9 protein-coding genes and 1 tRNA gene are annotated in these 7,862 nt (G+C 29.6%); 5 read left to right on the forward strand and 5 right to left on the reverse strand.

Annotation, left to right across the window (positions count from 1 at the left end; genetic code table 11):
- Positions 1–21: 21 nt before the first annotated feature.
- Entirely contained in the window at positions 22–2,145 is a 2,124-nt protein-coding gene (locus FEM21_RS15665) for a glutamine--tRNA ligase/YqeY domain fusion protein (protein WP_035662547.1), read from the reverse strand.
- Positions 2,146–2,256: 111 nt separating this feature from the next.
- Between FEM21_RS15665 and FEM21_RS15670 the strand changes: the two genes are divergently transcribed.
- The 4 genes from FEM21_RS15670 (at position 2,257) to FEM21_RS16525 (ending at position 3,268) form a co-directional block, all read left to right on the forward strand.
- On the forward strand, positions 2,257–2,475 hold the full coding sequence (locus tag FEM21_RS15670; RefSeq protein WP_035662552.1) for a hypothetical protein: 219 nt from the start codon (positions 2,257–2,259) through the stop codon (positions 2,473–2,475).
- A complete protein-coding gene (locus FEM21_RS15675) occupies positions 2,465–2,764 on the forward strand; it encodes a hypothetical protein (RefSeq protein ID WP_035662555.1) in 300 nt (99 codons plus the stop codon). The genes FEM21_RS15670 and FEM21_RS15675 overlap by 11 nt, the downstream gene beginning before the upstream one ends.
- 1 nt (position 2,765) lies before the next feature.
- Positions 2,766–3,125, forward strand: coding sequence for a dihydroneopterin aldolase (folB, locus tag FEM21_RS15680; protein ID WP_035662558.1), 360 nt, complete (start codon positions 2,766–2,768; stop codon positions 3,123–3,125).
- Positions 3,126–3,197: 72 nt separating this feature from the next.
- A tRNA-Cys gene (locus FEM21_RS16525) sits at positions 3,198–3,268 on the forward strand.
- A 97-nt stretch (positions 3,269–3,365) separates the two neighbouring features.
- On the opposite strand, the gene FEM21_RS15685 is transcribed toward FEM21_RS16525, so the two are convergent.
- The 4 genes from FEM21_RS15685 to rnr all read right to left on the reverse strand — a co-directional run bounded on the left by FEM21_RS15685 (position 3,366) and on the right by rnr (position 7,472).
- Positions 3,366–3,818, reverse strand: coding sequence for a hypothetical protein (locus tag FEM21_RS15685; RefSeq protein WP_035662562.1), 453 nt, complete (start codon positions 3,816–3,818; stop codon positions 3,366–3,368).
- A gap of 65 nt (positions 3,819–3,883) precedes the next feature.
- Positions 3,884–4,561 carry a LysE family translocator gene (locus FEM21_RS15690; protein ID WP_035662566.1) on the reverse strand — a complete coding sequence of 226 codons (678 nt, stop codon included), beginning with the start codon at positions 4,559–4,561 and terminating at the stop codon, positions 3,884–3,886.
- Between the two features lie 39 nt (positions 4,562–4,600).
- On the reverse strand, positions 4,601–5,269 hold the full coding sequence (locus FEM21_RS15695; protein ID WP_035662574.1) for a head GIN domain-containing protein: 669 nt from the start codon (positions 5,267–5,269) through the stop codon (positions 4,601–4,603).
- A 22-nt stretch (positions 5,270–5,291) separates the two neighbouring features.
- Positions 5,292–7,472 carry a ribonuclease R gene (gene rnr, locus FEM21_RS15700; protein ID WP_035662569.1) on the reverse strand — a complete coding sequence of 727 codons (2,181 nt, stop codon included), beginning with the start codon at positions 7,470–7,472 and terminating at the stop codon, positions 5,292–5,294.
- Between the two features lie 119 nt (positions 7,473–7,591).
- On the opposite strand from rnr, the gene FEM21_RS15705 reads away from it, so the two are divergent.
- Positions 7,592–7,831 (forward strand): DUF2007 domain-containing protein, encoded by a 240-nt coding sequence (locus FEM21_RS15705; RefSeq protein ID WP_035662572.1) that lies wholly within the window; start codon positions 7,592–7,594, stop codon positions 7,829–7,831.
- Positions 7,832–7,862 lie beyond the last annotated feature (31 nt).

Consider the following 7,862-nt stretch of genomic DNA (forward strand, 5'->3'; position numbering starts at 1 on the left):
CTTTTGATAGTTATAATTTATTTATAATTTATTTATAATTTGTTCTATAAATTCCTTTTCTCTTTCGGTAGAACTTTTAGGAGGATTAGCTTCTAGTTTTAAAATTTCCTCTTTAAATGAATTTACAAAATCAAAATCGTATTCTAAATTCAATAAATTTAAAATCGCTCTTGAACGAACAAAAGTAGATTCGCTTCTAAGCGACATCAAATATAATTTAGTTAAATCTTCAACATCATACTCTGAAGATTTTAACGGAGCATATTTCAAAATCAAATTGGCAAACAATAAAGAACTTTTATTATTATTAATATTCTTCTTTAATGAATTTTGTAATAAACTATAATTAGAAATTCCGGCTAAAGTCTCCCCTATTGCTTTTCTAATAGCTATACGTTCTTCACGGGTTTCAACTTTAAAATATTTGTTGATGTCTTTTAAAGAATTATTAATACTATTGCTGTCTTTTTTTCCTTTTTCTTCCCAGGCATCTTTTAATCCAACTGTCTTATTAAATACTAATTTTGAACCAGTTGCATCTTTATCAACATTAAAATAACCCAAACGTTGAAACTGAAATTTATCTCCAGCTACAGCTGATGCTAAACTAGGTTCAACATATCCTTTTACAATTTCTAACGAATTTTGATTAATAAATTCAAGGAAATTTTTCTCTTTATGACTATCAGGAGCTTCATCTGTAAACAAACGATCGTACAGACGAACCTCTGCTTCTACTGCATGTTTAATAGAAACCCAATGCAAAGTTCCTGCTACTTTTCGTTTAGAAGCTTCTGTCCCGCTTCCGCTTAAAGAATCAGTATCATAAGTTACATGAATTTCGGTAATATTTCCATTTTCATCTTTTACAACACTTTCTCCTTTAATAATATAGGCATTTTTAAGACGAACTTCGTTTCCAATACTTAAACGGAAAAATTTAGCAGGAGCTACTTCTAAAAAGTCTTCTCTTTCTATATATAATTCTTTCGAAAAAGGTACTTTTCTAAAACCTGCATTTTCATCTTCCTGATTGTTTTCGGCATCTAAAAGTTCTTCTTTTTCTTCAGGATAATTAGTAATTACCACTTTTACAGGATCTAAAACAGCCATAACACGAGGTGCTGTTTTGTTTAAATCATCACGTAAACAGAATTCTAATAATGAATAATCAATAATATTTTCACGCTTAGCAACACCTATGTTTTCACAGAATTTACGAATTGCAGCCGAGGTATATCCTCTTCGTCGCAAACCTGAAATAGTAGGCATTCTAGGATCATCCCAACCATTTACAATGTTTTCCTGAACTAATTGTAACAGCTTTCGCTTACTCATTACGGTATAATTCAAGTTCAAACGGGCAAATTCATATTGATGTGGTTTTACCTTAGTTTCATCATAAATTTGATCTAAAAACCAATTATATAACTCACGATGCATATCAAATTCCAAAGTACAAATAGAATGAGAAACCTGCTCTAAATAATCACTTTCCCCATGTGTATAATCATACATTGGATAAATACACCAGTCATTTCCTGTTCTATGATGTTCTTTGTGTAAAACACGATACATAATAGGATCACGCATTAACATATTTGAAGATGCCATGTCAATTTTAGCTCTAAGAATATGAGTTCCTTCTTCAAATTCGCCGTTTTTCATTCTTTCGAATAAAGCTAAATTTTCTTCAACAGAACGATTTCTATAAGGACTATCCACTCCTGCTTGACTTGGCGTTCCTTTTTGTTCGGCCATAGCTTCAGATGATTGACTATCTACATAAGCTTTTCCATTTTTAATCAAAAGAATAGCCCAATCATACAATTGCTGAAAATAATCAGAAGCATACAATTCCTTATCCCATTGAAATCCTAACCATTGCAAATCTTCTTTTATGGCATCTACATATTCCTGTTCTTCTTTAGCAGGATTGGTATCGTCAAAACGTAAATTTACAGGAGCATTGTATTTTAATCCTAAACCAAAATTCAAGCAAATTGATTTAGCATGTCCAATATGCAAATATCCATTAGGTTCAGGCGGAAAACGAAATCTTAGTTTATCCTGAGGAAAACCATTTGATAAATTTTCTTCAATAATTTGTTCTATAAAATGCAGTGATTTTTCTTCAGTTGACATAATTTTCTTTGTTGAAGCACAAAGGTAAAAAAATAGATGATAGTTAATAGACTTAAGGATAATAGACTTTGAATTATATTTATTAGTATTTTTGTATAAATATTGAAAGTTATGAGACAATTAACTGTTACAATTCCAGACGATTTTTACGAAACTTTTGTTAGTTTCTTTAAACATATTCCTGATGTTTCTATAGATGAAAACATTGAGAATGAAATTCCGTTGTGGCAACAAGAAATGGTTTTAGAACGAATGAAAAATGCTAAGCCAGAAGATTATACTGATGCTGACGAAGCTTTAAAATCTTTAAAAGAGAAATATGGCTTTTAAAGTTGTAATCTTAAAACGAGCAGAAATAGAAATAGACGAAGCTGTATTTTATTATGAAAATATTCAAAAAGGATTGGGTAAAAAATTTGTTAGTGATTATCAAAAAAACTTAAAAATACTAAAATCAATTCCTTTTTTCGAAGTTAAATACAATATCATTAGAACCTTACCTCTTAAAAAATTCCCTTATAAATTACATATTTCAGTAGATGAAAACGATAAAAAAGTTTTCATTCATGCACTGACTTGCAATCACCAAGATCCAAACACTACAAGAATAAAATTATAAAATGGAAACTATTAAATTAAAAAACATCCGCACTTTTTCTTACCACGGATGTTTAGTTGAAGAATCAAAAATAGGTTCTGAATATACTGTTAACTTAGAAATTAAAGCTAATTTACAGCAATCAACCCAGTCAGATGAATTAGCAGATACAGTAGATTATGTACATTTAAACCGAATTGTTGTTGAAGAAATGGCTATTCGTTCTAAATTATTAGAACATGTTGCCAAAAGAATTAATACAAGAGTTTTAGCCGAAATTCCTATGGTAATGAAAACTATTGTTGAAGTTGCTAAAATTAATCCTCCTATTGGTGGTGATGTTGAATCAGTTACACTTATTCTTGAAGAAAGCAGAAATTAAAATCAAAAAGTTTTATACTAAAGTTTTTAAATTTTAAACTTTTTAGTTACTTTTGCAGTCCATTAAAACAATGGCGTCGTGGCCGAGCGGCTAGGCTGGGCTCTGCAAAAGCTCCTACTCCGGTTCGAATCCGGACGATGCCTCAAAAAGAGATACAGAAATGTGTCTCTTTTTTTATATCTAATTTTTAAATAAAATTAAGTAAACTTAGGTTCTAATCTGGACCAAATTTAAAATAATCTAAAGTTTTCTATATCTATTTTTTCTACTAAAACTATAAGAATTTCTCAAAATAGATTCATCAATATTCTTTTGTGATTTATAAATTAAAATCGAATCTTTTATATAAAATTTTTCATTTTTAAAATTTACATAACCTTGATTTGGTTGACAATTTTTATTCTTATTTATAATTTTATTTAATGGTTCAAGTACATAATTTTCATAAAAATAACATCCTTTATTTTCAAAACTGTTTAAAACTAAAGTATCATTAATAATTTTCCATTCCCCTTTTGAAATTGAAGAGGAAATAGAATTAAAACGTTCAAATTCAAAGGTTCTATCTTTGTTAATCTTTAAATTACTATCTAATGAATACCATTGATTTTCAAATTTATCAGTTTTCTCACAACTAAGAAATAATAAACTGATAACTAAAATAAAGAAACAAAATCTATTATCATTTTTCATAATTATAAAATTAAATCAATAAAAAAACCGCTCTCAATAATGCGGTTTAACTATCAATTTTATACTTACTTTTCTATTCTTTCGAAAGCTTTTTTAACCATTTCTTTTTCTTCCGGAAACCAACCTTGAGTGATTAACACAATTCCAAAAATCATTAAAACGATACTAATTCCTTTTTTAATTTTAAAAATATTAGAAGGTGTCATTTTTGATTTTAATTGTTTAGCTAATAGTATTTTAACACAATCAACTAATAAATAACTAATAATAACGGTGGCAAAAAAAGTCATCATTCTTGAAGTTTGCATATCTAATTTTGGTCCAACAGAAATAATTACTGCCAACCAAAATCCTAAGACACCAATATTAATTGTGTTCAAAAAAAGCCCTTTTAAAAATAAACCAAAATAGTTTTTCTTGATAATTTCGTTATCTATTTTTCTAGTATTTACTCGTTTTTCTTTATGTAAACTTAATAGCGAAATCACTCCATAAGCCAACATTAAAATTCCTCCAAAAATGAAAAGTGATGGTTTATCTTTTAAGTTTTGAATTAATCTAAAACTGCCTAAATAAGCAATGGCAATAAAAATAATATCACCTGTGACTACTCCTAAATCAAAAACAAGAGCGGCCCTGAATCCTTTTATAATACTGGTTTCCAGTAAAATAAAAAAGACAGGGCCAATCATAAAACTCAGGAAAATTCCCCAGGGAATACCTGATAAAATATCGTTAATCATTAATTTTAGAATTTATTCGAGAATAAAAATACATTTTTTTTATTCTTTTTCTTCGATTTTTCCTCCTAAAATTGTTTGTTGATTAATTTGTTTTGGTTTTCCATAAATAGAAATTGTTCCTCCGGCTTTTACTTTTGCATCGACTAATGTACTTGCATTGATTTCTGCATTTCCTCCAGCAGACACACTTACAGTAGTTTGCGAAGTTTGTAATCCTTTAGATCTTAAAATTCCTCCAGACATAATTACCACATCCTGGTTGATAGCTCCACCGCTCAATTCGATAATTCCTCCGGTAACTGCTTTTACATTTACTTTTTGAGAATCGACTTTTATATTAATTTTTGCTCCTTCTTTGGCATTCAAATTAAAAATAGTTTGTTTAAAAACAGTTTCACCACTTATCGAAGAACCTTCATTAGCACTAATATCATCAATGTTTTTATAATATAATTTAATCGAAATATCATCTCCTGATAGTAATTTAGGAAATGGCATTCTTAATTTCAATTCTCCATTGTTATTAACAACTTCAACTTCTTTTTCTCTGTTACCACTGATGACAACTTTGTTTTCATTTGCTGCTATTAACTTAACAGTCAGTTTATCATAAACTTTTAAAGTGCTAAAATCACCTAAAGTTTTTGTTACCTGAGCAAAAGTTGCCTGTGATATAATTGCTATTGCTACTAAAAATATTTTTCTCATTTTCATTTTCATTAATTTGTTTTTATTCTGCTCTTCTTAAAAAATTAAAATCCAATTGTTTTTTAACCAAATCGGCATTTTTTACTTTAACGTAAATTTCGTCTCCTAATTGTAATAATTTATGAGAAGTTGCTCCAACTAAAGCATATTGTTTTTCATCGAAAGTATAATAATCCTCTTTTATATCTCTAATTCTGATCATTCCTTCGCATTTATTTTCGACAATTTCAACATAAATTCCCCATTCAGTCACACCCGAAATAACACCTAAAAACTCCTGATCCTGATGATCTTGCATGTATTTTACCTGCATGTATTTGATCGAATCTCTTTCGGCATTGGTAGCCAAACCTTCCATGTTTGAACAATGCAAACACTTAGTTTCATACAATTCTTCATCTGCCGATTTTCCTCCGTCTAAATAATACTGTAACAAACGGTGTACCATAACGTCAGGATAACGACGAATAGGCGATGTAAAATGGGAATAATATTCGAATGCTAATCCGTAATGACCAATATTATCTGTAGAATATTTAGCCTTACTCATCGAGCGAATTGCCAGTGTATCAATAAGATTCTGCTCTTTTTTACCACTTACATCTTCCATTAATTTATTCAACGATTTGGAAATATCACCCGGATTTCTAAAATCAATTTTATAACCAAATTTTGCAATTACGTTTTGCATGGCTATTAATTTATCTTCATTTGGTTCGTCGTGAATCCTGTAAACGAAAGTTTTCTTTTGTTTACCAATGTATTCTGCTACTTTTTTATTGGCTAAAAGCATGAATTCTTCAATCAGATGATTAGCATCTTTAGCAATTTTAAAATAAACACCTTCAGGTTCTCCTTCGGCATCCAAATTAAATTTCACTTCCACTTTATCAAATGAAATCGCTCCATCATTCATTCTCTTTTTACGGAAAATTTTAGCTAATTCGTCTAATTTAAGCGTTGCTGAGACAATTTCTTCCGAAACTTGATACGAAGCACCAGTTAACGAAATTTCAGCCGGAATGGTATCATCTTTCGTTTCTATGATGTATTGTGCTTCTTCGTAAGCAAATCGTTGATCAGAATAAATTACTGTTCGACCAAACCATTGATTTACCACTTGGCATTTTTCAGTAATTTCAAATACTGCCGAAAAAGTATATTTCTCTTCCTGAGGACGCAATGAACACGCAAAATTAGATAAAACTTCGGGTAACATTGGAACTACTCTATCTACCAAATAAACCGAAGTTGCACGTTGATACGCTTCATCATCCAGGATAGTTCCTTCTTCTAAATAATGCGAAACATCGGCAATATGAATACCTATTTCGTAATTTCCATTTTCTAGTTTTTTGAAAGAAAGTGCATCATCAAAATCCTTTGCATCTTTTGGATCAATGGTAAAAGTCAAGGTATCACGCATATCGCGACGCTTAACAATTTCAGCTTCTGTTATCGAAGTATCAATCTTTTGAGCATAAGTTTCTACTTCAATAGGAAATTCAGAAGGCAAACCATATTCGGCAAGAATAGCATGAATTTCAGTATCATGTTCTCCAGGTCTTCCTAAAACTTTTACCACTTTTCCAAAAGGACTATCAGCTCTTTTAGGCCAGTCTTCGATATGAACTAAAACCACATCTCCATTTTGAGCTTCTCCTAAATTTTCTTTTGGAATAAAAATATCAGTGTACATTTTAGGATTAGCAGTCGATACAAAAGCAAAGTTTTTTTGAATATCAATAACTCCTACAAAGTCTGTTTTATGTCTTTCTAAAACCTTAATTACTTCTCCTTCAGCTCTCCTGCCCTTTCTTCGATTGTAAACATAAACGCTTACTTTGTCTTTATCTAAAGCTCGATTCAAATTATTTGTTGGAATAAAAATATCTTCCTCAAATTCGTCACAAATAAAATAAGCCGTTTTACGACTGGTCATATCAATAGTTCCTTCGTAATAATCCTGACTTACGGCTTTGATTAAATATTTTCCAGGTTCTGATTCTGTAATTTTCTTTTCGGCAGCAAGAATCTTTAAATCTTTTATAATTTGATTTCTGCTTTGTGTATCATCAAGTTCTAATCTTTCGGCTATTTGCTTATAATTAAAAGCTTTATTAGCACTATTAGATAATATTTTTATAATTTTATCAGAGAAGCTTTTCTCTTTTTTAGCAGGCTTTCTTAATCTTTTTCCCATACTTCTTTTCTTAAAAGTCGAAAATTACGAAATAGTAAGCAGTTATGTAGAAAAAGAATCAGTTTTAAATAAAATATAATGCATTAGCAATCGTTTCAACTTTTTAAAAAAATTAGGATATGGAAACTTTTATTACCATTGCTACTTTTGATTACATTCATGAAATCGAAATTCTAAAACATCGTTTAGATCATGAAGGTCTTCAGTATTTTTTTGAAAACGAAATCATGTCTTCCATTGCTCCTTTCTATTCAACCGCTCTTGGCGGAATCAAACTTAAAATCCATCCTAACGATTTTGAAACAGTCAAAACAATTCTTCAGGAAATGAAATACAATAACAATTTAAAAATTGTTTAAGTTTTTCAAAGTTGTCAACATATATTAATAT

Origin of the sequence: Flavobacterium seoulense (assembly GCF_000695795.1) — a bacterium.
Classification (GTDB): domain Bacteria; phylum Bacteroidota; class Bacteroidia; order Flavobacteriales; family Flavobacteriaceae; genus Flavobacterium; species Flavobacterium seoulense.